This window comes from Tardiphaga sp. 37S4 (genome assembly GCF_021044645.1).
Taxonomy (GTDB): Bacteria; Pseudomonadota; Alphaproteobacteria; order Rhizobiales; family Xanthobacteraceae; genus Tardiphaga; species Tardiphaga robiniae.
In genome coordinates this window covers 842,167-867,209 of record NZ_CP088008.1, presented here as the reverse complement: position 1 = coordinate 867,209, position 25,043 = coordinate 842,167, and the positions used below count along the sequence as shown (strand labels likewise).

The 25,043-nt window shown below is 61.1% G+C and carries 23 protein-coding genes; 10 read left to right on the top strand and 13 right to left on the bottom strand.

The features are described from left to right. Positions 1-9 precede the first annotated feature (9 nt). Complete coding sequence (locus LPB73_RS04165) at positions 10-324, bottom strand: DUF2849 domain-containing protein (RefSeq protein ID WP_089265421.1); 315 nt, start codon at positions 322-324, stop codon at positions 10-12. Beyond that, positions 321-1,757, bottom strand: a complete 1,437-nt coding sequence (cysG, locus tag LPB73_RS04160) for a siroheme synthase CysG (RefSeq protein ID WP_231079712.1) — start codon at positions 1,755-1,757, stop codon at positions 321-323. Before cysG ends, LPB73_RS04165 begins: the two co-directional genes overlap by 4 nt. 302 nt (positions 1,758-2,059) lie before the next feature. On the opposite strand from cysG, the gene cysP reads away from it, so the two are divergent. The 4 genes from cysP to LPB73_RS04140 all read left to right on the top strand — a co-directional run bounded on the left by cysP (position 2,060) and on the right by LPB73_RS04140 (position 7,307). Beyond that, on the top strand, positions 2,060-3,076 hold the full coding sequence (gene cysP / locus LPB73_RS04155) for a thiosulfate ABC transporter substrate-binding protein CysP (protein WP_231079711.1): 1,017 nt from the start codon (positions 2,060-2,062) through the stop codon (positions 3,074-3,076). 225 nt (positions 3,077-3,301) lie between these two features. Next, complete coding sequence (cysT, locus tag LPB73_RS04150; protein WP_089265424.1) at positions 3,302-4,129, top strand: sulfate ABC transporter permease subunit CysT; 828 nt, start codon at positions 3,302-3,304, stop codon at positions 4,127-4,129. After that, a complete protein-coding gene (cysW, locus tag LPB73_RS04145; RefSeq protein WP_093756819.1) occupies positions 4,129-5,016 on the top strand; it encodes a sulfate ABC transporter permease subunit CysW in 888 nt (295 codons plus the stop codon). The genes cysT and cysW overlap by 1 nt, the downstream gene beginning before the upstream one ends. A gap of 131 nt (positions 5,017-5,147) precedes the next feature. Further along, complete coding sequence (locus LPB73_RS04140) at positions 5,148-7,307, top strand: malate synthase G (protein WP_231079710.1); 2,160 nt, start codon at positions 5,148-5,150, stop codon at positions 7,305-7,307. 69 nt (positions 7,308-7,376) lie between these two features. Here the strand turns inward: LPB73_RS04140 and LPB73_RS04135 are convergent, their stop codons facing one another. Further along, entirely contained in the window at positions 7,377-7,532 is a 156-nt protein-coding gene (locus tag LPB73_RS04135) for a Thivi_2564 family membrane protein (RefSeq protein WP_086937086.1), read from the bottom strand. 349 nt (positions 7,533-7,881) lie between these two features. On the opposite strand from LPB73_RS04135, the gene LPB73_RS04130 reads away from it, so the two are divergent. Both LPB73_RS04130 and LPB73_RS04125 read left to right on the top strand, forming a co-directional pair. Beyond that, positions 7,882-9,975, top strand: coding sequence for a methyl-accepting chemotaxis protein (locus LPB73_RS04130; RefSeq protein WP_231079709.1), 2,094 nt, complete (start codon positions 7,882-7,884; stop codon positions 9,973-9,975). A 207-nt stretch (positions 9,976-10,182) separates the two neighbouring features. Beyond that, positions 10,183-12,276, top strand: a complete 2,094-nt coding sequence (locus LPB73_RS04125; RefSeq protein ID WP_231079708.1) for a methyl-accepting chemotaxis protein — start codon at positions 10,183-10,185, stop codon at positions 12,274-12,276. Positions 12,277-12,300: 24 nt separating this feature from the next. On the opposite strand, the gene LPB73_RS04120 is transcribed toward LPB73_RS04125, so the two are convergent. After that, positions 12,301-12,933, bottom strand: a complete 633-nt coding sequence (locus LPB73_RS04120; protein WP_231079707.1) for a DUF2865 domain-containing protein — start codon at positions 12,931-12,933, stop codon at positions 12,301-12,303. A 39-nt stretch (positions 12,934-12,972) separates the two neighbouring features. After that, positions 12,973-13,764 (bottom strand): L,D-transpeptidase, encoded by a 792-nt coding sequence (locus tag LPB73_RS04115; RefSeq protein WP_120291751.1) that lies wholly within the window; start codon positions 13,762-13,764, stop codon positions 12,973-12,975. Between the two features lie 235 nt (positions 13,765-13,999). Here LPB73_RS04115 and LPB73_RS04110 point away from each other — a divergent pair, with 235 nt between their 5' ends. The 3 genes from LPB73_RS04110 to LPB73_RS04100 all read left to right on the top strand — a co-directional run bounded on the left by LPB73_RS04110 (position 14,000) and on the right by LPB73_RS04100 (position 16,128). Further along, positions 14,000-15,109: an AI-2E family transporter gene (locus LPB73_RS04110; protein WP_120291925.1), complete on the top strand. Its 1,110-nt coding sequence runs from the start codon at positions 14,000-14,002 to the stop codon at positions 15,107-15,109. 75 nt (positions 15,110-15,184) lie between these two features. Further along, positions 15,185-15,556, top strand: coding sequence for a DUF883 family protein (locus LPB73_RS04105; RefSeq protein ID WP_175368300.1), 372 nt, complete (start codon positions 15,185-15,187; stop codon positions 15,554-15,556). A 92-nt stretch (positions 15,557-15,648) separates the two neighbouring features. Next, entirely contained in the window at positions 15,649-16,128 is a 480-nt protein-coding gene (locus LPB73_RS04100) for a hypothetical protein (protein WP_175368299.1), read from the top strand. Between the two features lie 21 nt (positions 16,129-16,149). Here LPB73_RS04100 and LPB73_RS04095 read toward each other — a convergent pair whose 3' ends face one another. From LPB73_RS04095 to LPB73_RS04080, 4 genes are all read right to left on the bottom strand, one after another. After that, complete coding sequence (locus tag LPB73_RS04095; protein ID WP_175368298.1) at positions 16,150-16,509, bottom strand: hypothetical protein; 360 nt, start codon at positions 16,507-16,509, stop codon at positions 16,150-16,152. Positions 16,510-16,882: 373 nt separating this feature from the next. Then, complete coding sequence (locus tag LPB73_RS04090; protein WP_175368297.1) at positions 16,883-18,109, bottom strand: ABC transporter substrate-binding protein; 1,227 nt, start codon at positions 18,107-18,109, stop codon at positions 16,883-16,885. A gap of 62 nt (positions 18,110-18,171) precedes the next feature. Further along, complete coding sequence (locus tag LPB73_RS04085) at positions 18,172-18,501, bottom strand: AtuA-related protein (RefSeq protein WP_231079706.1); 330 nt, start codon at positions 18,499-18,501, stop codon at positions 18,172-18,174. Between the two features lie 2 nt (positions 18,502-18,503). Next, positions 18,504-19,838: an acyclic terpene utilization AtuA family protein gene (locus LPB73_RS04080; RefSeq protein WP_231079705.1), complete on the bottom strand. Its 1,335-nt coding sequence runs from the start codon at positions 19,836-19,838 to the stop codon at positions 18,504-18,506. A 200-nt stretch (positions 19,839-20,038) separates the two neighbouring features. On the opposite strand from LPB73_RS04080, the gene LPB73_RS04075 reads away from it, so the two are divergent. Further along, positions 20,039-20,950 carry a LysR family transcriptional regulator gene (locus tag LPB73_RS04075; RefSeq protein WP_231079704.1) on the top strand — a complete coding sequence of 304 codons (912 nt, stop codon included), beginning with the start codon at positions 20,039-20,041 and terminating at the stop codon, positions 20,948-20,950. Between the two features lie 7 nt (positions 20,951-20,957). Here the strand turns inward: LPB73_RS04075 and LPB73_RS04070 are convergent, their stop codons facing one another. Genes LPB73_RS04070 through LPB73_RS04055 form a run of 4 tightly spaced genes read right to left on the bottom strand, consistent with a single transcriptional unit; the run spans position 20,958 to position 24,843 of the window. Then, positions 20,958-21,938 (bottom strand): ABC transporter substrate-binding protein, encoded by a 981-nt coding sequence (locus LPB73_RS04070; RefSeq protein WP_231079703.1) that lies wholly within the window; start codon positions 21,936-21,938, stop codon positions 20,958-20,960. A gap of 31 nt (positions 21,939-21,969) precedes the next feature. Then, positions 21,970-23,100: an ABC transporter permease gene (locus LPB73_RS04065; RefSeq protein WP_414716858.1), complete on the bottom strand. Its 1,131-nt coding sequence runs from the start codon at positions 23,098-23,100 to the stop codon at positions 21,970-21,972. After that, complete coding sequence (locus tag LPB73_RS04060; RefSeq protein WP_231081067.1) at positions 23,097-23,999, bottom strand: ABC transporter permease; 903 nt, start codon at positions 23,997-23,999, stop codon at positions 23,097-23,099. Before LPB73_RS04060 ends, LPB73_RS04065 begins: the two co-directional genes overlap by 4 nt. Positions 24,000-24,012: 13 nt before the next feature. Further along, a complete protein-coding gene (locus LPB73_RS04055; protein ID WP_414716898.1) occupies positions 24,013-24,843 on the bottom strand; it encodes an ABC transporter ATP-binding protein in 831 nt (276 codons plus the stop codon). Positions 24,844-25,043: the final 200 nt, after the last annotated feature.

Sequence of the window (25,043 nt, the reverse complement as noted above, 5' to 3'; positions counted from 1 at the left end):
TCAGGTGCCTTAAGCCGAAGCCGGAAGGTCAATGGTGACGCCCTTGCGGCGAATCTGTTCACGGAGATTGCCGGGCTCGACGGTGCCGTTGTCGTTCACGGCGACCGGCGCGATATAGGGACCGATGGCGCCAACGTCATCGGCTGTGGATTCAGCAAGCAGCGCACGCGCATCATCGGCAGTGCGCACGATGGCAGCCTCTGCGAGGTCGGTGGTCCAGCCTTTATGGGCATCGCGATAAATCACCACGCCGTCCCAGGTACGGTTGGCAGTCACCACCGACGGGCCGGTGATCTTGATTTTCTGTTGCAGCGGAGAGGTCATTCGGCAGCCACCAATAAATCTGAAACGAGCTTGTTGATCTGAGCGGCCCGCCACGGCGCGGAATGCGCCACGACATCGCCAATGATGAGAACCGCCGGACCGCCATCGATCTGGTCGACCAGCGCCGGGAGATCGTCGAGCATACCCACCGCCGCTTGCGCGTCCGGACGCGTCACGCGCGCAAACACGCCAACCGGCGTTTGTGGCGAGCGCCCGGCAGCGAGCAATCCAGCGCGGATCGTGGGGGCAGCGGTCATACCCATATAAACAACGACGGTCATCTTCTCGTCGGTGAGCGTCGACCAGTCGACCTTGTCGGCGTCCTTTTCCTTGTGAGCCGTCAGGAAGGTGATGCGCAGCGCTTCGCGGCGATAAGTCAGCGGCGCCTCGAACATAGCTGCAGCGCCAAGGCCTGCGGTGATGCCGGGAATAACTGAGTAAGCAACACCCGCTTCGCGCAGCGCTTCGATCTCCTCGCCACCGCGCCCGAAGATGAAGGGATCGCCGCCCTTCAAGCGCACGGCGCGTTGCCCAGCTTTCGCGGCTTCGATCAGCAATTTGTGGATCGCATCCTGACCGATACCGGGCTTGCCGACCCGGCGACCCACGGGAATGCGCGATGCATCCCGGCGGATGCGGTCGAGCACTTCGGGGGACACCAGTTCGTCGTAAAATACAATGTCCGCGTCCTGCAGCGCACGCAGCGCCTTGATGGTCAGGAGATCCGGATCGCCCGGCCCTGCTCCCACCAGCGTGACGTGACCTTCGACAACGCCGGTCTGCGCTGCACCAGCATAGATCGAGAGATCGGCGATTTCCGTCAGCGCCTTCTCGGCCTCGGTACCACGCCCCGCCAGCACCAGCGCGCCGATCGGACCATCGACGATGCGCTCCCAGAACCTGCGACGCAACGGAGCCTCGACGATCTTGTCGTTGATCGGTTTGCGCCAGCGCCCGATGAAGCCCGCGAGATCGCCGATCCGCGCAGGCAGCATCGCCTCAATCTTTTCGCGTACACGCCGCGCCACCACCGGCGACGCACCGCCGGTTCCAACGGCGACGACCACATCGCCGCGGTCGACGATGGCCGGAAAGATGAAAGTGGAGTGCGCAAGCTCATCCATTACATTGACGGGCACGCCGCTCGCTTTGGCGCGGGCAGCCACCGCGTGACCGAGTTCACCGGTGCCGGCGCAGAGCACCGCGATGCACCCCGAAAGATCGGCGGTCACCGGATCGCCCTCGACATGCTCAATGCGCGCCACGCCCTCGGCATCGAGCCCGGACGTGTCACGATTGCCGTCCGTCGCGTACCAGCGAATCCGCGCACCGGCCGCCAGCAGCAGCCTCAGCTTGGCGCGCACGAATTCGCCCTGGCCGACAAGAATGATCGGCCCGGTCTGCAAATCGAGGAAGACAGGCAGAAACCGCATACATACTCCGCTGCCCCAAAATTCGGGGGTTGACTGGAATTATATTCTATATATCTCTCGATAACGAGGCGCAAAGAGAAGATTTTATCTTCTTCGAGGCGTTCTAACTATAGAATTTTTACCCTCAAACACCAAGCGTCGTAGATGCTTCTTCTCAATAACGGTCGGCCGACGCAGGAGTTGCGTGAAACCGCGCCCGTGCCCGCCCCCGTTGCGCAGCAAATTCCGGACCGTTTGCCGGGCAAAACGCCGCAGCCGCCGCTCCCGGCCATCCGATCGCTCTCACTCACAGGGGACTACACGTGAACCGTTTCATCATCGCTCTCGCCGCCGGACTCGGCATTCTCGCGACTGCACCCGCCCAGGCGCAGACGCCGAACACGCTGCTCAATGTCTCCTACGACATCTCGCGCGAGCTCTATGCCGAGATCAACGTTGCTTTCGCCAAGCAGTGGAAGGCCAAAACCGGCCAGGACGTCACCATCAACCAGTCGCATAACGGCTCGTCGCGCCAGGCGCGCTCGATCCTCGAAGGCCTCGAGGCCGATGTGGTGACCTTCAACCAGGTCACCGACGTGCAGGTACTGTATGATCGCGGCAAGCTCATTCCGGCCGATTGGGCCAAGCGGCTGCCGAATAATTCCTCGCCTTATTACTCGCTGCCGGCCTTCCTGGTGCGCGCCGGAAATCCAAAGGGCATCAAGGACTGGGACGATCTGGTGAAGCCGGGCGTGCAGGTGATTTTCCCGAATCCGAAGACCTCAGGCAATGCGCGCTACACCTATCTGGCCGCATATGCCTTCGCAAAGAACAAGTATGGTGCTGACAAGGCTGATGACTTCATCAAGAAGCTGTTCGCCAATGTCCCGGTGTTCGACACCGGCGGCCGCGCCGCCACCACGACCTTCGTCGAGCGCGGTACCGGCGATGTGCTGATCACCTTCGAGGCCGAGACCTCGTCGATCCGCGACCTCGCGGGCAAAGATGCCGGCAGCAAGGACAAGTATGAAGTGGTGGTGCCACCGACCAGCGTGCTCGCCGAATTCCCGGTGACCGTCGTCGACAAATATGCCGACAAGCACGGCACCAAGGCCCTCGCGACCGCCTATCTTGAATTCCTGTATTCGCCGGAAGGCCAGGACATCGAAGCCAAGGGCTATAACCGCGTCACCGACAAGACCGTGATGGCAAAATACAAGGACAAATTCCCGGAAGTGAAGCTGTACCGCGTCGAGGACGAATTCGGCGGTTGGGACAAGCTGAATGCCGAACACCTCAATCCCGGCGCGAAGCTGGACACGCTGTTCGGCGGGAAGTGAACCACAAACTCCGTCATGCCCGGGCTTGACCCGGGCATCCACGTCTTCGCTGCAAATGGACTAAAGACGTGGATGGCCGGGAACATCTAGCGAAGCGGCGCTTCGCGCTTTGCCCGGCCATGACATGGGAGAGGACGGGCGCCTGCATTAGACGACCTCGCCGCATTCCCTTTCCGTGCAAATCGTCTAAGAGAAGCCCCAACGGCTTCACACACGGACCTTCCCTTGCGACGTAGCGTCATTCCAGGTTTCGGGCTCTCGCTCGGCATTACGCTCTTTTATCTCGGAGCGATCGTGCTGTTGCCGCTCTGCGCGCTGATCCTGAAAGCCTCGGACGTCGGGCTTGCGCAATTGTGGGACATCCTGTCGTCGCCGCGCACACTGTCGGCCATCCGCGTCACGGTGACGATGGCGCTGGCGGCCACCGCATTCAACGCCATCTACGGCCTGCTGCTCGCCTGGGTGCTGGCGCGCTATCAATTTCCCGGCAAGCGCATTCTCGACGCGCTGGTCGACGTGCCCTTCGCGCTGCCGACCGCCGTGGCCGGCCTCGCGCTGACGGCGCTGTTTTCCAAGAAAGGCTGGTTCGGCGCACCGCTCGATGCACTTGGCATCCAGGTCGCCTACGCACCGCTCGGCATCGCCATCGCGATGGCCTTTACCAGCATTCCCTTTGTGGTGCGCACGGTGCAGCCGGTGATCGAGGATCTCGGCTCCGATGTCGAGGAAGCCGGCCGCTCGCTCGGCGCCAATGATCTGCAGATTCTCTGGCGCGTAATCTTCCCGGCGATCTTTCCGGCGTTCCTCGCCGGCTGCTCGCTGTCCTTCGCACGCAGCCTCGGCGAATTCGGCGCGGTGATTTTCATCGCCGGCAACCAGCCGATGAAGACCGAGATCGTTGCCCTGCTGACCTATATTCGGCTCGAGGAATACAACTACCAAGCTGCCGCCGCGATTGCCGTGGTAATGCTGGCGATGGCTTTCGCCATGCTGATTGTCACCAACGCGGTGCAGGCCTGGAACCTGCGTTATCTCGGCCGGGGAGATGTGTGATGTCGCATCCGACGAGTGAACGGGCCCATACCGAATGGATGGTGACGCCCGTCGGTGCCGGCCCGGTGACGCGCCGCGTGGTACTTGGCATCGTCGCGATCCTCACATTGCTGTTCCTGATCGCACCGCTGGCTTTGATCTTCAGTTCAGCGCTGTCGCAAGGCATCGGCACGTTCTTCAACAGCCTCACCGAGCCCGGCACGCAGCATGCCATTCTGTTGACAGTCACCACCGCGCTGATCGCTGTGCCGATCAACATCGTGTTCGGCCTCGCCGCGGCGTGGACAGTGACCAAGTTCGTCTTCCCAGGCCGCACGCTCCTCATTTCGCTGATCGAACTGCCCTATTCTATCTCGCCGATCGTCGCCGGCGTCGCCTATATCTTCGTCTATGGCTCGCAGGGCCTGTTCGGCCCGCTGATCGAGGCCATGGGCATCAAGGTGATGTTCGCGCTGCCGGCGATCGTGCTCGCCAGCATGTTCGTGACCGCGCCCTTCGTGGCGCGTGAGTTGATCCCGCTCATGCAGGTGCAGGGCACCGATGAGGAAGAGGCCGCCGTCACACTCGGCGCTTCCGGCTTTGCGACCTTCATGCGGGTCACGCTGCCGAATGTGCGCTGGGCCGTGCTCTATGGCGCGATCCTGTGCAATGCCCGCGTGATGGGTGAATTTGGCGCCGTCTCCGTCGTCTCCGGCAACATCCGCGGCCAGACCACGACGTTGCCGTTGCAGATCGAACTTCTGTATCAGGACTACAATGTCGCCGGCGCCTTCGCAGCGGCAACGGTGCTGACGGCCGTGGCACTGCTCACCATCGTGATCAAGGTGGCGCTGGAGCGGATCTCGCCGGATCACGCGCAGGCCCCGGCCCGGCCGCCCGGCCACTGATCCCTTTAGGGGACTTCTCACCGGGTAGCGTTTGGCGTTAAAAGGTCCCATGGGCGCCGCGGTTTGGCGCCGTTTATGCTTATACTCCCTGAAATTAGAGCAGAATTGCCGCTTCTCGCGAGAAAGACACCATGAAACGCATCGACGCCCACGGACTGCAGATCGCCCCCGTCCTGTTCGACTTCATCGCCAAGGAAGCCGCCCCCGGGACCGGCATCCAGCCGGATGCGTTCTGGGCCGGCGTCGCCGCTCTCATCAAAGACCTGGGCCCGAAGAACCGCGAACTGCTCAAGGTGCGCGATACGCTGCAGGCCAAGATCGATGCCTGGCATCTGGCCAATAAGGGCGCCTTCGACATGAACGCCTATACGGCGTTCCTCAAGGAAATCGGCTACCTCCTCCCGGAGCCCGCGACCAAGCAGGTCGAGACTGCCAATGTCGATATCGAGATCGGCCAGATCTGCGGCCCGCAGCTCGTGGTGCCGCTCACCAATGCGCGCTACGCGCTGAATGCCGCAAATGCGCGCTGGGGCAGTCTCTACGATGCCTTCTACGGCACCGATGCGATCCCGCACGATCCGTCTGAAGGTGGCAAAGGCTACAATAAGGCACGCGGCGACAAAGTCATCGCCAAGGCAAAAGCCTTCCTCGATCAGGCCGCGCCGCTCGCTACCGGCAGCCACACCGATGTCACGGCCTACAGCATCATTGCGGGCCAGCTCTCGGCCAAGCTCAAGAGCGGCAACCTCACCGCGCTGAAGAACGAATCCCAGCTCGCTGGCTATCTCGGCGAGCTCGCCACCCCGACCTCGATCCTGCTGGTCAATAACGGCCTGCATATCGAAGTGAAGATCGATCGAACCAACACCATTGGCAAGGACGACTCCGCTGGTGTTGCCGACATGATCATGGAGTCGGCCGTCTCGACCATTCTCGACATGGAAGACAGCGTCGCCACCGTGGACGCTGACGACAAGGTGCTGGTCTATCGCAACACGCTGGGCCTGATGAACGGCACGCTCTCGGCCGATTTCGAAAAGGGCGGCAAGACGCTAAAGCGTTCGCTCAATGAAGACCGTGTCTATAAGACGATCGACGGCAAGAACCTGACCCTGCATGGCCGCAGCCTGATGCTGATGCGCAATGTCGGCCATCACATGTTTACGGATGCGGTGCTCGACAGCGCCGGCGAGGAAATTCCGGAAGGCCTGCTTGATGCCGCCGTTGCTGGCCTGATCGCAATCCACGACCTCAAGAGCAAGGGTCCGATCCGCAACAGCCGCACCGGCTCGATCTATATCGTCAAGCCGAAGATGCACGGCCCCGATGAAGTGGCGCTGACCTGCGAAATCTTTGCGCACGTTGAGAAACTGCTGTCGCTGCCCGAGAACACCATGAAGGTCGGCATCATGGATGAGGAACGCCGCACCACGGTGAACCTCAAGGCCTGTATCCAGAATGCATCCAAGCGCATCATGTTTATCAACACAGGCTTCCTCGACCGCACCGGCGACGAGATCCACACGTCGATGGAAGCGGGTCCGATGATCCGCAAGAACGACATGAAGGCGACGCCGTGGATCAAGGCTTATGAAGAGTGGAACGTGGATGTCGGCCTGATCGATGGCCTGCCGGGCCATGCCCAGATCGGCAAGGGCATGTGGGCCGCGCCCGACAAGATGGCGGACATGCTCACGCAGAAGCTCGGCCATCCGCAGGCCGGCGCCACCACCGCATGGGTGCCCTCGCCCACCGCCGCGACGCTGCACGCGTTGCACTATCATCAGATCGATGTCGCCACGCGCCAGAAGGATCTCGCCAAGGGCGGGCCGCGCGGCAAGCTCACCGACATCCTCACCATTCCGGTGTCGCAGTCGAACTGGGCGCCGGATGATGTGAAGCAGGAGATCGACAACAACTGCCAGGGTATCCTCGGCTATGTCGTACGCTGGATCGACCAGGGCGTCGGCTGTTCCAAGGTGCCGGACATTCATGGCGTCGGCCTGATGGAAGATCGGGCCACGCTGCGCATCTCCGCCCAGCACCTTGCCAACTGGCTGCATCAGGGCGTCATTACCAGGGATCAGGTGATGGAATCGCTGAAGCGCATGGCTGTGGTGGTGGACGAGCAGAACAAGGGCGACGCGCTGTATCAGAACATGGCGCCCTCGTTCGACGGCGTCGCCTTCAAGGCCGCCTGCGACCTGATCTTCGAGGGACGCACACAGCCGAACGGCTATACTGAATACATCCTCACGGCGCGCCGCCGCGAGGCGAAGGCGCTGGCTTGATCGCAAGCGGCACTATCAATAGCAAAAAGCCCCGGCAAACCGCCGGGGCTTTTTCGTTAGTCCATCTCGCTAGAAAACCGCGATGTATTTCAGCAGCGAGATCACACCGAGAATGATCACGACGACGCGGCAAATCTGCTTCGCGCGGCCGTCGATCGGCAACAGATTGATCAAGTACAGAATGAGAATGACGACGAGAAAAGTGATCAAGACGCCGACGAGCATGTGCGTATCCCCCCAGACTCAATGGAAACGAATAGCAGCCCCGGCCATCGCAGCTGCTCAACAGTGATCCAACGTGGGCGAGAGCATTGGGTTCCCGGATCGGAACAAAAGAACCTCGCCAAACTAGGCACGCAAGCTGGCCCTCAGGTCACCGACGGTCACGTAAAATCCGCGCCACCAGCGGAGTGCCGAACCCGCGCGGAGAAGCAGAACCGATCGCCGTGCCGCAAGAACGCTTACGCACGAACCACCTAAAGTAGCCGTATTAAAGCCTACTTCACGATACGTGTGCAATCGGAAATATTTACCATTTGAAGCCTTACTAAATCAAATATTTGGGGGATTCATGATGTTCAATCGATTGACCGTTTCCGCATTGCTTCAATCTGTCATCGTGGTCATGGCGCTCTGCGTGGTCGCCGTTCTGGCAACGACAGCCTGGGACTCCTACGGGCGGCTACGTTCAGCCAGCCGCATCTCGGTAATTGCGGACGCCTCCGCGAATGCCTTCAAGGCGATGCACAATCTGCGCACCGACCGTGCATCGACGAACCGGAACCTGAACAACGAGACAGTCATTCAGCCGGACGGAGAAAAATATCTCCGCTCCATTCGCGATTCCGAGATGCCGGCGATGCGAGCAGCGGCTGACCTCATTGCCACCATCGAATTCGCCGATCAAAAGACGCTGCACCCGACGCTGGTCCAGCTGGTCAACAAGCTGACCGCTCTGCAAACCGAATCCTGGGACGCGATGAGCAAGCCGAAGGCGTCGCGCCGTGCAGCCCTCGGCAAGGAGTATATGGAGACCACCCAAGCGCTGCTTGAAACACTGGAAAAAGTGTCGGCCCAGCTCGCCGCCGCGGTGAACCACAACGATCCCATGATCGATCAATTACTGTCGATCAAACAGGCGGCCTGGCTGTTGCGCAACACCGCCGGCGAAGGATCCCTCCTCGTCGCGAACGGCCTTGCTGTCGGGCGCGCCACACCTGAGAATAAGCTCGCCTACACCAAGTTTGTTGGCGGCATCGACGCTGCCTGGAATGCGCTGGAATTGTCCGCGTCTGGAATGCAGCTGCCGCCCAACCTGGCAGCAACCATGGCTGCTGCGAAGGTGGCTTATTTCGACCCGCAATATATGGCTCTTCGTGACCGTGTCATGAATGCGCTAGTGAGCGGCGAAAAGCCCGAAATCACCGCGAGCGAATGGACTCCAATCACCGTTGATCGCATGGCCAGTGCGGTTACAGTCGCCGAACGAGCGCTGAATGAAGCCAAAAGCCACACCTTGACGCAGTGGACTGCCGCGCAGCACGCGTTGATCCTGCAACTGGCGCTGCTCGCAGCCGCGCTCGGCATAGCATTCGGCAGCATGGTTGCCGTCACCCGCCGCGTCATCACCCCGCTGCACACCATTCGCGATGCGATGCTGAAAGTCGCCGCAGGCGATCTCGTCGTCGATGCCGGCTATTCCGAACGGAAGGACGAAATCGGCGCGCTCGCCGGCGCTCTGGAGACCTTCAAGCAACAGGCCAAGGAGAAAGCACAGATCGAACAGCAGGAGCGCAATCGCAACGCCGACGCGACCCAGCGGCAGCAGGCCATCGAACAGCACCTCGGGACCTTCGAGGTCCAGATGCGCGATGCGCTCAACGCGCTCGGCAACGCGTCCGATCAGATGAACACCACATCGGATGGCATGGCGGTCGTATCCAGCCAGACCAATGCCCGCGTGCAGGTCGCAGCAAAAGCTTCGGGCGAAGCCTCCCTGAACGTGCAGAATGTTGCCTCGGCCGCCGAACAGCTGAGCTCGTCGATCAACGATATCAGCCGGCAGGCCGCGCACGCCGCGGGAATCGCCAGTCGCGCCGTCAATCAGGCGCAGGAAACCGACGGCACCGTCCAAGGCCTCGCCAAGACCGCCAACCGGATCGGCGAGGTGGTCGGGTTGATCAATGATATCGCTTCGCAGACCAACCTGCTGGCGCTCAACGCCACTATCGAAGCCGCGCGCGCTGGCGAGGCCGGACGCGGCTTTGCGGTCGTCGCGTCGGAAGTGAAGTCGCTGGCCAGCCAGACCGCCAAGGCAACCGACGATATTTCCGAGCAGATCGCAGATATTCAGAAGGTCGCCAATGAGGCCATCGAGGCAATCAAGTCGATCGGCGGCATCATCGGCGAAGTCAATGAAGTAGCGACTGCCATCGCCGCGGCCGTCGAGGAACAGGGAGCCGCGACACAGGAGATCACCCGGAGCACGCAGCAGGCCGCCGATGGCACCCGCAATGTGTCGGACAACATCGCCGGCGTCAGCGCCGATGCGGATGCAGCTGGCGCCGCCGCGCAGGATGTGAAGGTAGCCTCGGAAACGCTGGCCACGCAGACGCGCCAGCTCGGCACTCAGGTAACGGACTTCCTCGGCAAGATCCGGGCTGCCTAGGCAGCGTCTCATCAATCACGTCATCGAGCGCTGACAAGCATCAAAAGCCCCGGCATCGTCGGGGCTTTTTTCGTTGAAGCGTCGCCGGACACGACAATTTTCCACCTAAAGTAGCTTTACAAGAAACGTATTTATCAAGACGGGCATGAGCGTGAATATTTACCAATTGCAGCCTTAAATACCGAAATATTTTTTGGGGGATTCATTGTGCTTCATCGATTGACCGTTTCCGCATTGCTCAAGTCCGTCATCGCCATCATGGCGGTCTGTGTCGTCATATTCCTGGTTCTCAGCGCGTGGGAATCATATGGGCGCCTCAACGTCGCGGGGCGCATGTCGACGATCGCCGAGGCATCCGGCCATGTGTTCAAGGCAATGCACAATCTGCGCACTGACCGGTCCACGACGTTCCGCACGTTGAACGCCGATATCGTGATTCAGCCCGATACTGAGGCCTATCTGCGCCGTATCCGCGGCGCCGAAATGCCGGCAATGAAAACAGCAGGAGAATTGCTGGTCACCGCCGACTTCCCCGGCAAGGCGACGCTGGTGCCCGAATTTAACCGGCTGATGCAGGCATTGATCGCGTTGCAGACCGAATCCTGGGACCAGATGAGCAAGCCAAAGGCCTCGCGCCGCGCTGGCCTTGCCAAGGAATTCCAGGACAATGTCGATTCCGTTCTGGCCATGCTCGAAAAAGTCTCCTCCGCCCTCACGGCCGCCGTAACCCACAACGATCCGGTGATCGATCAGTTACTGTCGATCAAGCAGATGGCCTGGCTGATGCGCAACACATCGGGCGACGCCTCGGTCATCGTGTCGAACGCGCTCGCGGTCAACAAGATCTCGCCGGAGCTGCAGCGGAGCTATGTGAAGCTGACGGGCGGCATCGAGACCGGATGGAATGCCTTGGAAATCGCATCGTCGGGAACTGAACTGCCGCAGGGTCTCGTCTCGGCCCTCGCTGCAGCGAAAACATCCTACTTCGATCCGCAATATCTGGCACTGCGCGACCGTCTGATTCAGGCCGTCGCAACCGGCGAGAAACCCGAAATGCCGGCGACGGCCTGGACACCGCTGACCGTGGACAAGATGAGCACAGCCGTGGTCGTCGCCGAACGCGCGCTTGATGAAGCCAAGAACCACAGCCTCGTGCAGTGGTCTGCTGCGCAACGCTCACTGATCCTGCAACTGGTGCTACTGGGGGCCGCCATCATGCTGGTCGTTGGCGCCATGGTCACCATCACGCGCCGTGTCACCACGCCGCTGCTCACCATCCGCGACGCGATGCTGAAAGTGGCGGGCGGCGATCTCACCGTCGATGCCGGCTATACCGATCGCCAGGATGAAATCGGCGGACTGGCCGGTGCGCTGGAGACCTTCAAGAAGCAAGCGATGGAAAAGGCCGAGATCGAGGCACAGGAACGCCATCGCAATGCCAATGCGAGCCAGCGCCAGCAGGCCATCGAGCAATATATCGGCATGTTCGAAATCCAGATGCGCGACACGCTCGGCACGCTGGGCAGCGCCTCCGATCAGATGAGCACGACATCCGATGGCATGGCCGCTGTGTCCAGCCAGACCAATGCCCGCGTGCAAGATGCTGCGCGCGCCTCCGGCGAAGCCTCAGTGAATGTGCAAAACGTTGCCGCCGCGGCCGAGGAGCTGAGTGCCTCGATCAACGACATCAGCCGCCAAGCATCGCATGCAGCCGGCATAGCCAGCCGCGCCGTCAGCCAGGCACAGCAGACCGACAATACCGTTCAGGGCCTCGCCCAGACTGCGAACCGGATTGGCGAAGTGGTCGGGCTGATCAACGACATCGCCTCGCAGACCAACCTGCTGGCACTCAATGCCACCATCGAAGCGGCGCGCGCCGGCGAAGCCGGCCGCGGCTTCGCTGTCGTCGCATCGGAAGTGAAGTCGCTGGCCAGCCAGACCGCCAAGGCGACCGAGGATATTTCCGAACAGATCGCGGATATCCAGAAGGTCGCCAATGAGGCCATCGAAGCCATCAAGTCAATCGGCGGCATTATCGGCGAAGTGAATGAAGTCGCCACCGCGATTGCGGCTGCGGTCGAAGAACAGGGCGCGGCGACGCAGGAAATTACCCGCAGCACCCAGCAGGCGGCCGATGGCACCCGCAACGTGTCGGACAATATTAGCGGAGTCAGTGCCGATGCCGACGCAGCTGGTGCAGCCGCTCAGGATGTGAAGGTGGCATCAGAGACGCTGGCGACGCAGACACGCCAGCTCGGCACTCAGGTGACGGACTTCCTCGGGAAGATCCGCGCGGCTTAAGCGCAATCGATCACGTGGCGCGGATTATTCCCGCGCCACGACCGGCATGCGCTCATATTTCGCCTGCACCGACGGCGACACCGGCGACATGTTCAGCGATGCACCGCGTTTGTCAGCGCCGCGGCCAGTGACCATCAGCCCATCGGCACCGGCGACGATATCGCCTTTGCGCAGTGTTGGATCGTTCTCGAGCTTCACCGGTGCCAAACCGATCTGGTCCTTACCGTTGCAGGTGCACCCGGCCACCAGTTCGGTGCGATACTTGAATGCATTCGGCAGCTCGGAATAGGGCTTGCCGCTCTCGGTCGCCGCCGTGTCGATACTGCTGCCATAAACAACCTTGGTATCGCTCGCCGGACAGAAATTATTGCACGACGCCGCGCGGCTCTGACTGTCGGTCGCTGATATCGGGAAGTAACGCCCATCGCACGTGCGCACGCAAAAAGCCTGACGCCCGCCGCTTGCTGCGCGAGGGCGCTGCTCCTGCACCGGCGGACCTTCATTGACGAAAGGGAGCGAGATATCCAGGCCACGACCACGCGCCATCCCGCCGAACAATGCCGAGAAGAAATCCTGTGCCTGCGCTGGGGCGGCACCGAGCATGACAATCGCCGTAACCGCGCCGAGAGCCATCCGTTGTCCTGGAAATCGGGTCATGGGGCCTCCAACGCGGCATCAAAGCAGAATGATCGACTCTCAGTAGAGCGACGACGCGGAAAGGTTCATCGCCTGACGGCCCGGAGCCTGCTGCACGCCGGCAGGGCGAACCGAGATCGATGTGACGCTGCGCGGCGCCGGAGCCGTGCGCGCCTCATAGTGTGGGGCAACGGACTTCGGCAGCACCACAACCCTGGTCCCAACGCTGACGCGACTGAAAAGGTCCTGCACATCTTCATTGGTCAGGCGGATACAACCCGACGACACGAACTTGCCGATGGTTGACGGATCATTGGTGCCATGGATGCGATAAGCGCTGGAGCCGAGATACATCGCGCGGGCACCGAGCGGGTTGCCGGGGCCGCCAGCCATGAAGCGCGGCAGATAGGGCTGGCGCGCAATCATTTCCTGCGGCGGATGCCAATCCGGCCATTCCGCCTTGCGCGTGACAGTCTGCGTTCCGGACCAGGTGAATCCTTCGCGGCCAACACCGACGCCGTAGCGAATCGCGCGGTTGTTGCCGAGCACATAATAAAGCTGGGTATTGCCGGTATCGATGATCACTGTGCCCGGCGCTTCGCGGGTCATATAGCCGACTTCAGCGCGGCGCAGGCGCTCGGGGAGAGCGGCATCCATATTTTCCCGCACCCGCGGTGCAGCCATCACGTCGTCGTCCGGTGGAAACGCACTTTGCGCAGCCGGTGCATAGTTCATCACCTGCGCCGATGCGCTGGAGATGAACGGCGGAGCAACGATCAGAGTGGCTGCAACAACGAGCGCGCTTGTGAGACGCAGCGACAGCTTGCGGTTTCCAGATGATGCCTGTGACATGTGACTGCCCCGTTTGGCGACGCGTCATCGTCGTGATGACCGCAACCAACTGCGCCGAAGCCTCACGGTTCCCTCCCCGCGGGCGTTCACCGAATGATTTGTCAACCAAGGAACCATCACGAAATCGCGACGGAACTTTTGCGGTATGCTCGTGTTGTAAAGCCCGATCGCATGTCAGCGATCTGACGCGCGAACGCGGTCTGCGCGACCAAATGGCGGCATGTCGGGACAGCTCATGAGTGAAGTCCGCGCTCTCCCCGAAAAGCCTGCAGGCACGCCGGTGCCCGAGAGCAAGATCGAGCAGCCGCCGGTGTTCCGTCGTGCCGAAGTGGTTGCTTTCACGCTGGTATCGATGCTGGTGATCACCGTGATTACGGTGCTCTATGTCGCCAAGGCATTCTTCCTGCCAATCGTGACAGCCTTCATCATTGGCACCATGTTGTCGCCCGCAGCGAGCTTTCTCGAAAAGCGCCGCATTCCGCGATCCGTCTCGGCAGTCCTGATCGTTATCTTGGTCTGCGCCGGGCTCGCCTTCATCGTGGGGCTTATTTCGTCCCCGCTGATGGAATGGACGACGCGGCTCCCCGAACTCGGTTCGCTGCTCAAGAACAAGCTGCATGTCTTCGACCGACCGCTGGCGCTCTGGCACCAGATACAGAGCATGTTCAGCAGCGCCGAAACGCTTGCGACAACAAAGTTCGAATTGCCCAAGATCGACTGGGTGCAGCCAACCGTCGAATTCCTGTCGCCAACCTTCACCGAATTCCTGCTGTTCTTCGCCACGCTGGTGCTGTTCATCGCAAGCTGGAAAGACCTGCGCCGCGCGCTGGTGATGAACTTCGCCGATCACGAATGGCGGCTGCGGACGCTGCGCATTCTCAATGCGATAGAGACCAGCCTTGGCGAATATCTGTTGATGGTCACTATGATCAATTTCGGAGTCGGCATTGCCACCGGCGTGATCTGCGCGGCCACCGGCATGCCCAACCCGGCCGGCCTCGGCGCGCTGGCAGCCACGCTCAACTTCTTCCCGATCATCGGCCCCGTCGCCATGTTCGTCATCCTGGTCGCGGTAGGTATCATTTCGTCGGAGACGATCGCAGCGGGCATGATCGCGCCGCTGCTGTTCGTCGGCCTCACCTTCATGGAAGGCCACTTCATCACGCCCACGATCATCGGACGCAAATTGCAACTCAACGCGCTGGCGGTGTTCATCGGGTTGGCGTTCTGGACCTGGCTCTGGGGCCCGATGGGCGGCTTCCTGGCGGCGCCGATCCTGATCGTCGGGCTGATCCTGAAAGAGCATTTGATGCCGATCAATTCGCCGCAGTTGCCGCCGGATTAATCCAGCTCTACTGATGGAACCTACGGTCTAACCGGGCGTTTCTGCATTGGATTTTCAGTATCAGGGGAGCTTCGCATGGCGGATATCGATGGCCTGGATGAACTCAAGAAACTGACCGACAAAGCAACCTATAGCCGCCTTCAGAAGGATCTCACCGCCGTGAAAAACGATGTTGCCGCCCTGACCGAACAGATCACCGACGCGCTTAATGCCTTTACCGGCCAAGCTACTAAACAAGCCCGCCGCGGCGTCAAGCAAGCCCGTGCTGACGCCGAAGACATGATGTCCGACATGCGGGAGCGCGGCAGCGCGGCCTATGATGCTGCGCATGACGCAGCCTATTCACTGGAGGAAACGCTGGAAGACAGCATTACCCAGCGGCCACTGGCCGCCGTCGGACTGGCGCTCGGCTTAGGCGTGCTGATCGGGATGGCCTGGCGCCGCTGAGCACATGCGCAGAATTGAGATGTGATGACTGGCGGTGCCCGAGGGTGCCGTCAGTTTTCTTTGTATTTTAGAGTTCGGGTTCGGGGGCTTCCATGCTGAAGAGTATCATCGACGATCTGAAGAACAGCACAGGCAACAGCCTGCGCATGACTTCACTCATGGCGCTGGCTGGTGTTGCTGGCTTTGTGGCACTGTGCTTCCTGTGTGCGGCGGCTTTCATCACGGTGATGCAGCGCTACGGCGTCATTGAGGCCTGCCTCACCATCGCCGGCATCTTTTTGGTCATCGCGGCGATCTTCGCACAGATCTATGCGACCAAGCAGAAGCAGGCCCGCGAACGCGCAGCAGCCGCGGCGCGCGCAGCGGCCAGAGCTGCTGCGAATGCGCCGCTGATCGATCCGATGCTGGTGGCGACCGGCATTCAGATCGCGCGCACGCTCGGCCTCAAGAAGGTTATTCCGCTGCTAGCGCTGGTCGGCGTCGCACTTGGCTATATGGCCAATCGCAGCAGCGCTGCGGCAGATGATGATACGAACGAGACCGGCGACCCCGATGAGGTCGCCGACGATTGATTTAAATTGTCAGCGTGAAGATCAGGTCACACAGCGACCCGGCTGCAGCATCTTTGCCATCTCGCTGAGCACACTCACAGGCGGTTCGCAGCCCACCGCCGCACGCTGCGGTTTGGCATTCATGGGGAGGGGCCGGATATTGACGGCTTCATTCTTGGTTGGAGCCACCACGGGCGCGACGCCCATCCGCAGAAGGACGGACGTATCCGACAGCCCCTGAACGCGGAACGAGAGAGTCTGGCTCTGCTCGTTCTGTGTGGTAATTAGTGATGCCCGGTCGCCCTTGGCAGCCCGGTTAACGCCGGTGGACGCAGCCTTGTCTGAATCGGTCAGCGTGCCCCGCAGATCATTGCCGGAAGCATACTGGATGGCGCCGAACATGGTCGCTCCAGCGACCATTCCCAAGACCAAGCTGGATACCTTTGACATGTGAGCCTCGCCTGCCCTGCACCGCGTCGTTGCGTGGCGCTCACAATAGGAACGTGCGTCAAGGCTCTAGGTTCAAGAACGGCGATCACTTAACCGTGTGTTAAATAATTTGACGCCCGCGGGAACGCTTTTCACCCTCGCGCGTCTTCCCGGAAGCCGGTCGTCCCCTGCCCCAATTGACCGGCGACGCGGGGTGGAGCTGTGGTGATGCCAGCTGCACCCCGCATTCTTTTGAGGAATAGGTAAGGCTCTCTCACCCTTCGAAAGAATCGCGGGTAAAGGTATTTCCCTGCCCACGACGCTCGGTTCATAGAGTTGTCTGTTCTTACTTCTTGCTCATCACCATTGGGCATGTACTCGCCGAGAGCGGCGAGAACGCGTCTTCGCCCTTCACCGTGGCGAGGATTCTGAACACGTCATAGCTATCGGTGACCTCGGAAGGCTTCTTGACCTCGGCGAGATACATGTCGTGGACCATCAGATTGTCTGGACGCAGCTTGCCGTTGCGCAGGAAGGCATCGTCAAAGGTACGCCCCTGCAGATCCTTGACCACGGCGACAGGATCCTTGGTATTCGCGGCCTCCACCGACTTGATGTAGTTCAGCGTCGAGGAATAGACACCGGCCTGCATCATGCTCGGCGGCTTGCCCATCTTGGCAGCATAGCGCTTGGAGAATGCACGCGTGCGGTCGTCCATGTTCCAGTAGAAGCCGGACGTCACCAGCAGGCCTTGCGCGCTCTTCAATCCGACGCTGCGGATGTCATTCACGTCGATCAAGAGCGCAATCATCTTCTGATCACCGCCCATCAAGCCGAACTCTTCTGCCTGCTTGATGGCGTTCTGCGTGTCACTGCCGGCATTGGCGATGGCGATGACCTTGGCGCCCGACGACTTGGCCGTCAGAAGCTGCGAGGAGAAATCCGCCGTGTTGATCGGATGCGGCGCACGGCCAAGCGCCTTGCCGCCGCCCTTGACGGCAACTTCCGTTACGTCACGCTCGAGCGCCTGACCAAAGGCATAATCCGCAACAACGAAGAACCATGTGTCGCCACCGCGCTGAAGCATCGCCTTGCCGGCGACATTGGCCAGCGCGTAAGTATTGTAGGTCCACTGAATGAAGTTCGGCGAGCAGAACTTGCCGCTGAGATCCGCCGAGCCGCCGGCCGATGTGATGAACATCTTGTTGCGGTCCTTGGCGAAGGTCTGCACGGCGATGCAAACAGACGACACCGGCACGTCGAGAATGACGTCGACGCCTTCCTGATCATACCACTGGCGCGCAATATTGCCGCCAACATCGGGCTTGTTGAGATGGTCGGCCTGGATCAGTTCTATCGCCTTGCCGAGCACCTTGCCGCCGCATTCCTCGATCGCGAGCTGCGCTGCCGCCACCGAGCCCTGCCCGCCATTGTCAGCGAACAGACCCGTCATGTCGGACAGCACACCGAACTTCAGTGGTGTATCCGCAGCGGCACGAACGATCGCTGGAGAAAAAACTGCAGCGCTGACGCCAGTTGCACCGAGGCCAGCTAGGAATGTACGTCGCTTCATCAATAGTCCTCCCGTTTTTGGTTTTTTGGTATGAAAGTATCGTCGTCCTATTGTGACGAAGATCATGGTGAGCCGGATGACGCTCCTTTGGCCGGCAGTTCGAATTCAAGCAGCGCAGAGCTGAATGATTTCCCGTGCGTATCCAGCGCGAGCGATCGCACAACACCGCCACCGAGCGCGCCCGTCAGCACGAAGTTTAGCGCGCCGAGCGCCGGCAATTCATAGCGCGTGACGGTGCCGGTGATGGTGTCGCCGAAATGGTCCGCGACGCAATCGGCGGTCACATGCTCGGCCAGAAACGCGAAGTCCCCCATATCGAAAGCGATGACAGAAATGTTGGACGTGTCACCCTTGTCGCCGCTGCGTGAATGCGCGATCTCACGGAGTTTCATGGTCAGGCCTCCATGAATGTGACTGATGACGTCACGACAGTTTCGGGCAGCAAAGCCGAAGCGACGCCGACGATTTCGCGTGCCGATTTCCAGGCCCCGCCGCCGCCGGCGGGTCCATTGGTGTAGAGCGTTTCGACCTCGTTGCCGATCTTCACGGCCTCTGCGAGCGAGTCGGTACGCCCGGCGACGCGGATGCGGACTTCATAGGGATCACGGCCTTCGGCCAGGGCGTCACCATGCAGCGCATTGACGCCGATCAGGTCGAACCGGCCCTCCGTCATCTTCACGCCGGTGATCGCAAGGCGTTCGCGCACAATTTCAAGCGCCAGACGCCCGCGCGCGACAGCATTGGCACCGGCATAGGAGATCTCGCCCTCGCCGATATAGCTGTCGAGATAGCCGACGGATGTTTTCAGAAGGCCCGTCTTAGGCGCCCCGCTCCCGCCGGTGACATGGATGCGGTCCGGACCAACCTCCTCGACACGCACCTGCGAGAAATCGGCAACCACATCCGGCTGGTAATAGCGGGTCGGATCATGAATTTCGTAGAGCAGTTGTTCGGTCACCGTCGCGCGCGTGATCTGGCCGCCCGAGCCCGCGACCTTGGTGACGACGAGATCGCCGTCCTCACGCACCTCGCCGATGGGAAAGCCAAGCCGCCCGAGGCCCTGCACATCCTTCACGCCGGGATCGGCGAAATAGCCGCCGGTGATCTGGCCAGCACATTCCAGGAGATGGCCGACCATGGTGCCCTTGCCGAGCAAATCCCAGTCATCCATCGCCCAGCCGAATTCATGCACCAGCGGCCCGAGAAACAGCGCCGGATCGGCCGCACGCCCTGTGATGACGACATCCGCACCGCCGGCCAGCGCCTCGGCGATGGGGGCTGCGCCTGTGTAGGCATTAGCTGAGATCACGCGGTTACCGAGAGCTTTGACGGAACCGCCGTCGTCCAGCGCAACGTCGGAATTTCGCGCCTGGTCCAGCACATCGTCGCCAGTCACTGCCGCGACTTTCAATCCGGTCAGACCAAGCGCCTTGGCGATGTCACGCGTTGCCTGCGCCGCCGCGACGGGATTCGCCGCCCCCATATTGGTGACGATCTTGACGCCGTTCTTTCGGCAGATGGACAGCACCGCCTTCATGCGGTCGGCAAGCAACGGGTCGAAACCGCCTTGCGGATCTTTCAGGCGGTCCTGCTGGGCAAGCGCAATAGTGCGTTCGGCAAGGCACTCGAAGACGAGATAATCGAGGTTGCCGCTTTCGGCGAGTTCGATCGCCGGTTCGATCCGGTCCCCCGAATAGCCGGCACCGGATCCGATCCTGATGGTACGCACGAGTAGTTCTCCCTGGATCAGACTTGCCTGCAGTCACATCGCGAAAACCGCGATCGCTGCATGTCTATCTCCCGATCTCTTTCGACGGACATGTCACGGGCCTGAGCAGGCGATCATGCGCATGTCGCTTTCGGGGATTGAAGCCAGAAGCTTCCCTCTATTCAATTGAATTAATTCTATCCAATTGATAGAAATTCTCTATGGATGTGAATCTCCGGCAGATCCGGTCTTTCGTCGTCGTCGCCCAAACCGGCAGCTTCACCCGCGCCGCGGAGTTGCTGCATCTGGCGCAGCCGACGCTGACGGTTCAGATCAGGCGCCTCGAAGAAACCCTCGAGGTGAAACTGTTCGATCGCAACACCCGCTCCGTCGAACTGACGCGAGTCGGCCGCGAACTGCTGCCGGTGTTTCAGCGCATGATCCGCGATCTCGATGCCGTCGTCGTGGATACTCGCGATATCGCGGCCAAGCGCCGGGGCGTCGTCCGGATCGCGGCGCTTCCCTCGGTCGCCGCGGGTGCCCTGCCCGAGGCCATCAAGTCGTTTCGCGAGTTGCAGCCCGGTACATCTTTCGTCCTGAAGGACGTGATCGCCAACCGCGTCCTTGACCTCGTCCGCTCAGAAGAGGTCGATCTCGGCATCATGGGCGGCAGCGTCACCGGCCACGACGTGGAAGTGCTGCTCGAAGTGCGCGACCGCATGCATGTGGTGTTTCCGGCGAAGCACCCTATCGGCGGCATCCGCAAGGTCACCATCGACGATCTGATGAAATATCCGCTGGTGCTGATGGATCCCGCGACCAGCGTCCGCGCGGTCGTCGACAGCGCCTTCCTGACCGCGGGACGCATCGCGCAGCCGACCTGCGAAGCGACCTATATGATGACGGCCATCGCCATGGTGCGCGCGGGGCTGGGCATCACCATCCTGCCAGGCTCCGCACGCGAAATCGGCGCGGAGCCGGACCTGCGCTCGCGGCAGATCGACGTCGCGGACTTCTCACGCGCCATCACAATCATCAAGAAAAGCGGCCGCACCCTGCCGCCGATCAGCGAAGCCTTTGGCGATCACCTTGCCAAATCAATCGGCGCGCAGCCATTGTTCGCACGCCGATGATGCGCAATTACTTCATCGCCTCATAGACCGCGAAGCTGTAGGCACCTTCCGGCTTCTTGGTAATCACGGGATCCGAACCGCCAGACATCAGCGTCGCAACGGTGCGATCATAGTCCTTGACGTCGAGCTTGCCATTGGCATCGCCGAGCAACTTGCTGACCTCGGTCATCATGCGCTTCTGGTCTTTGGCAGTCTTGGCGCCCGTGGAGTCGCCAGCCAGAATGATCTTCACGGCTTCGTCGGGATTGGTCTTGGCATAGTCCCAGCCCTTCATCGACGCCTTCACGAACTTCGCCATCTTGGCAACGAAGGCTGGATCCTTGAGATTCTTGTCGAGCACCCAGAGACCGTCCTCCAGCGTCGCGACGCCCTCGTCCTCATATTTGAACACGGTAAGCTGGCTCGGCTTGTAGCCGCCATCGATCACCTGCCAGTATTCATTATAGGCCATCGTCGATATACAATCGGCCTGCTTCTGCAGCAGCGGATCAACATTGAAGCCCTGCTTGATGATCTTGACGCCGGCCGGCGAACCATCGGTCTTGTAGCCCAGCTTCGACATCCAGGAGAGGAACGGATATTCGTTGCCGCCATACCAGACGCCGGTGACCTTGCCCTTCAGATCGGTCGGCTTCTTGATGCCGGTCTCGGCGCGGCAGGTGAGTTCGAGCCCGGACTTCTTGAAGGTCTGCGAAATATTCACCAGCGGCACGCCCTTCTCGCGCGAGGCCAGCGCCGACGGCATCCAGTCCACCACCACATCGGCACCGCCGCCCGCGATCACTTGCGGTGGGGCGACATCGGGACCGCCCGGCTTGATCGTCACGTCGAGCCCGGCGTCCTTGTAGAAGCCCTTCTCCTTGGCGACGAAGTAGCCGGCGAACTGGGCCTGTGCGACCCATTTGAGCTGGATGGTGACCTTGTCCGCCGCTTGCGCGGAGCCGAGCGAGAGAGCCATCGCTGCGCCGAATGCCATGATCTTCTTCATGCTCAACTCCAGAATTGGCGAACCTGCCGAACTAGGTCCGCATCGATGGATGCCAAAACGTCGTCACGCGCTCGGCGAGCGCAACAAGTCCATAAAATGCCATTCCCGCGATCGCGGCCAGCGCGATCTCCGCCCACACCATATCGAGCGCCATGCGCCCGGCTTCGGTGGAAATTCGAAAGCCGATGCCTTGCGTCGGCGTGCCGAAGAATTCCGCGACAATGGCACCGATCAGGGCCAGTGTGGCATTGATCTTCAGTGCATTGAAGATGAAAGGTAGAGCAGCGGGAAGATACAACTTGATGAGAGTCTGGGCATAGCTCGCGCCGTAGGAGCGCATCAGATCACGCTCGATATCGCCGGCAGCTTGCAGACCGGCCAACGCATTCACCAGCATCGGGAAGAATGTCACCAGCGCCACGACCGCGGCCTTCGACGGCCAGTCGAAGCCGAACCACATCACCATAATGGGTGCCACGCCGACCAGAGGCAGTGCCGAGAAGAAGTTACCCAAGGGTAGCAGCCCGCGGCCGAGAAATTCAAAGCGATGCGCGAGGATCGCCACCAGAAGCCCGGCGCCGCAGCCGATGGCATAGCCGATCAGCACACCACGGATGAAGGTCTGCACGAAATCCGCGCCCAATATCGGCAGCGACGCCATGAATTTCGTAGCGGCAGCGCTCGGCGACGGCAGCAGCACCGGCGGCACGCCCGCCCCGCGCACCACAACTTCCCAAAGATAGAACACGGCCGCACCGAACAGCAGCGGAATGGCGAGATCGATGACCTTGCGAAAGGCGCTGTTGCGCGGCTTCAACCCGGCCAGCGCGACGACACAGATCCACGACGCCAGCCAGACGCCGATCACCACCATCCAGAAGCCTGACGCGGCATCGCCAGCAATCAAGGGATCGCGCAACAGCATCAGTGTCATATCCGCAGTGATGCCTGCCCCGACAAGCCCGATCACGATGGCAGGCAGGCCACGGAAGCCGGCAGCGAAAGCGAACACAAGCACGATGACGCCGGTCAGCAGAAACGTCAGCGGGCGCGCCATCAGCGCGGCGACAGGCACACCCGAGAGCGGCAATGGCAGCATCAGTGTGATCAGCACGCACACTGCCGACATGATGAAGCCCAGGCGGATCTGGCGACGATTCATGCCCGCGCCCCCATCCGCTGCGCGACCTTGCGTTCGGCATAGCTCACAATCGCAATCAGGCCCGAGGCCAGCACGGCGGCGGCAACCAGTGCCGACCAGATCTGGATGGTCTGGCCGTAATAGGAGCCGGCCAGCAGGCGTGCACCGATGCCGGCTTCCGCGCCGGTCGGCAATTCCGCGACGATGGCGCCGATCAGCGAGATGGTGATGGCGACCTTGAGGCTGGCAAAGAGATACGGCACGGCCGATGGCCAGCGCAATTTCGACAGCACCTGTCTAGATGTCGCCGACCATGTCCGCATCAGGTCCATCTGCATCGGATCGGGCGAGGTAAAGCCTTTCACCATGCCGATGGTGATGGGAAAGAAGCTCAGATAGGCCGAGATGATCGATTTCGGCAGCAGGCCCTGTAGGCCGACGGCACCGAGCACCACAATGAAGATCGGCGCCAGCGCCAATATGGGCACCATCTGCGAGCAGATGATCCACGGCATCAGGCTACGCTCCAGCACGCGGCTGTGCACGATGGCGAGCGCCAGCACGATGCCGAGCAGCGCGCCCAGCGCGAAGCCGAGCAGCGTCGCCGACAGCGTCACCATGGAATGATAGACGAGGCTACGCGGCGCCGTCGGCGCATAGCCGAACACGCCGTCGATGAAAGCACCGACCACCTGATGTGGCGCCGGCAGCAGCGGCCGTTCCGCGCTCATGGTGCCTTCCAGCAATTCCATTGTCGTGTAAGGCGCTTCCTCGCGCTCGAAGCCGCCGCGCACAAGCGACAGGTTCATCAGCACGGCGCCGATGTACCAGACGACGATCAGCACCGCGACAATGGTCACCACCGGCGCGCTACCCTTGACCAGCGGATGCGTGCGCCATGCCGCACGCGCGACCGGCATCGTATCCACCGTGCTACTCGTCATAGGAATGTCCGGCGCGCAGCCCGGTGCGCACGCGCTGCGCGATCGCCATGAATTCCGGCGTCTCGCGAATTTCCAGCGTGCGGTCGCGCCGGAAATTGCAGTCGATGATATCAGTGATACGGCCCGGCCGCGGCGACATCACCACGATCTTGGTGGAAAGAAACACCGCTTCGGGAATCGAATGCGTCACGAACAGCACGGTCTTGCGGGTCTTGGCCCAGAGCTGCAGGAGCTGTTCGTTGAGATGATCGCGCACGATCTCATCCAGTGCTCCGAACGGCTCGTCCATCAGCAGCAATTCGGGATCGTACGACAGCGCCCGTGCGATGGAAACCCGCTGCTGCATGCCGCCGGAGAGCTGCCAGGGAAATTTCCGCTCGAAGCCGGTGAGATTGACCAGCTCCAGATAACGCGCTGCGCGCTGTTTCTGTTCGGTCGGCGAGAACCCCATCAATTCCAGCGGCAGCTTGAGGTTGGCCTCGATGCTGCGCCAGGGAAACAATGCGGGCGCCTGAAATACATAACCGTAATTGCGCCCGAGTCGCGCCTGCTCTGCGCTCATGCCGTTGACAGTGACGCTGCCAGAGCTTGGTTGCTGCAGATCCGCGATCACACGCAGCAGCGTGGTCTTGCCGCAGCCGGAGGGACCGATGAAGGAGACGAACTCCCCACCACTGATTTGCAGATCGACATTGGATAGCGCTTCGACCTTGCCGTCGGCCGTATCGAAAGTGAGCGACACCTTGCTGACATCGACCGCAACGGGGCGTGTCACTGTGGATTGATAGATATGAGGTTCAGCGTCGGCAGTTGAGTTCATGCGCACCGGTTCGACCAGAAGGGTCACGCAGCCCCGCCAGCCCGTCAAAGCCTATGAGCCCTGCGGGACGTGGCAATTTGCCGCCTATCGAGGGATGATATCGGCATTGATCGCTGCATCAACACAATACTGTCAGCCCCCTCCTTCTGCCCGCTGATAGTTTGCGCAAGCGAAGAGGACTTATTGAGCAGGTATCATCC